Origin of the sequence: Mesorhizobium sp. M7A.F.Ca.AU.002.02.1.1, assembly GCF_003998535.1 — a bacterium.
In the GTDB taxonomy this organism is placed as follows: domain Bacteria; phylum Pseudomonadota; class Alphaproteobacteria; order Rhizobiales; family Rhizobiaceae; genus Mesorhizobium; species Mesorhizobium ciceri.
This window is the reverse complement of record NZ_RZPB01001061.1, coordinates 1-1,680: the sequence shown is the minus strand read 5'-3', so window position 1 is coordinate 1,680 and position 1,680 is coordinate 1. Positions and strand designations below refer to the sequence as shown.

Sequence of the window (1,680 nt, the reverse complement as noted above, 5' to 3'; positions counted from 1 at the left end):
GCGAGGACGTTGACCGCTCGCTGTCGGGCCATATCGACCAGATCGCTGCCAGAAGCACCGGCATTTCCGACGCGATCGCTGCCGATGTCGAGAAGATCGAGCAGGCGTTCAGTCGCCAGACCGGCATCATCGAGGAGCGCGCCGGCACCATGGAACGTGCGCTCTCGACAGGCGTCGACAACGTCCGCGCCGTGCTCGAGAAGAGCGCCGTGTTTGTCGCCGGCGCCCTGCGCGAAAAGGTGCTGGAAGTCACCAGCACCCTGCACGAGCAGGCCGGTGCCGCGTTCAGCGACGCCGACCGCAAGATCGCCGAGCGCGCCGAGCAGACCTCCGCGGCCCTGCTGGCGCGGGCCGAAGACATCGCCCGCACCTTCGAGGAGGCCGACCGTCGCCTGCACGCCCGTGCAGAAGATACGTCGAACGCCTTGCTTGCCCGCGCGGACGACACGTCCAGCTCGCTGCTGGCCCGTGCCCATGAAACCGCCGATCAGCTGGCCGCTCGCGCAAATCAGATCGCCGGCACCTTCGAAGCGGCAGACCAGAAGCTCGCCGCCCGCGCCCAGGAAACCGCAGATCAGCTGACCGCCCGGGCTCAGGACACCGCCGACCATCTGGCAGCTCGTGCAAGCGAAATTGCAGGCACGTTCGATGCCGCCGACCAGCTTCTGGTCGCCCGCGCCATCGAAACGGCCCAGTCGCTGGCCGCGCGCGCCGGCGACATCCTGCGCAACTTCGAAGGCGCCGACCAGCGGCTCGGCATGCGGATCGGCGAATCGGCCGAAGCGCTTGCCGCACGCGCATCGGACCTTGGCCGCATCTTCGATGCCGCCGACCAGCAGCTCGTCTCGCGCATCGCCGAGGGTTCGGAAGCGCTGTCGAGCCGCGCCTCGGAAATCGGCCGTATCTTCGACGACGCGGATCAGCGTCTGGTGTCGCGCATCGCCAGCAGCACCACCACGATCGGCGAGCATGCCGAGACGATCGTCGGCGCCTTTGCCGATACCGAGCAACGGGTTGCCGAACGCGCAAGGCGGACCGGCCAGGAAATGGCCGTGCATGCCCGCGAAATCGAGCAGGCGCTTGCCGGCGCCGACGAGCGTCTCGCCTCGAGCGCGGCGGCCGCGGCAGCCCGTGTCGAAGAGCAGGTCTCGGGCGTCGAGAACCGCCTCGCCTTTACGGCCGAGACGATGGGCCAGAAGCTCAACGAGCAGGTGTCGAACGCCGAGGCGCAACTCGTCTCGCGCGCCAATGTGATCGCCGAGACCTTCACCGCGGTTGGCCAGCATATCGGCCAGAGCACCAACGATGCCGCCAAGACGATCGGCGCCAACACCCGCGAACTCAACACCATGCTCGCGGCGCGTTCGGCCGAAATGTCGAAGATCCTCGACGAAACCGCACGGCCTTTGGTCGAGCGCTTCGCCCAGGGCGGCTCGGAACTGCAAAAGAGCATGGAAGAGGTCACAGAACGCGCCACCGAGAAGCTGCGCAGCGAGAATGCCGCACTTGTCGACGCGCTCGCCAACCGCACCGCCGAAACCTTGTCGGCGGTCGAGGGTGCCCGCTCGTCGCTGTCCGACAGCGTCGCCGACCTCATCGGCCGGATGACCAAGTCCAGTTCGCAGCTCGGTCAGCTGATCGAGCAGGCCGCGGTCAATCTCGGCCAGGTCGATGAACGCC

General features: G+C 67.6%; 1 pseudogene. It reads left to right on the top strand.

The features are described 5' to 3' along the window. A pseudogene (locus tag EN879_RS34970) lies at nucleotides 1-1,680 on the top strand (kinesin); the annotation flags it as partial.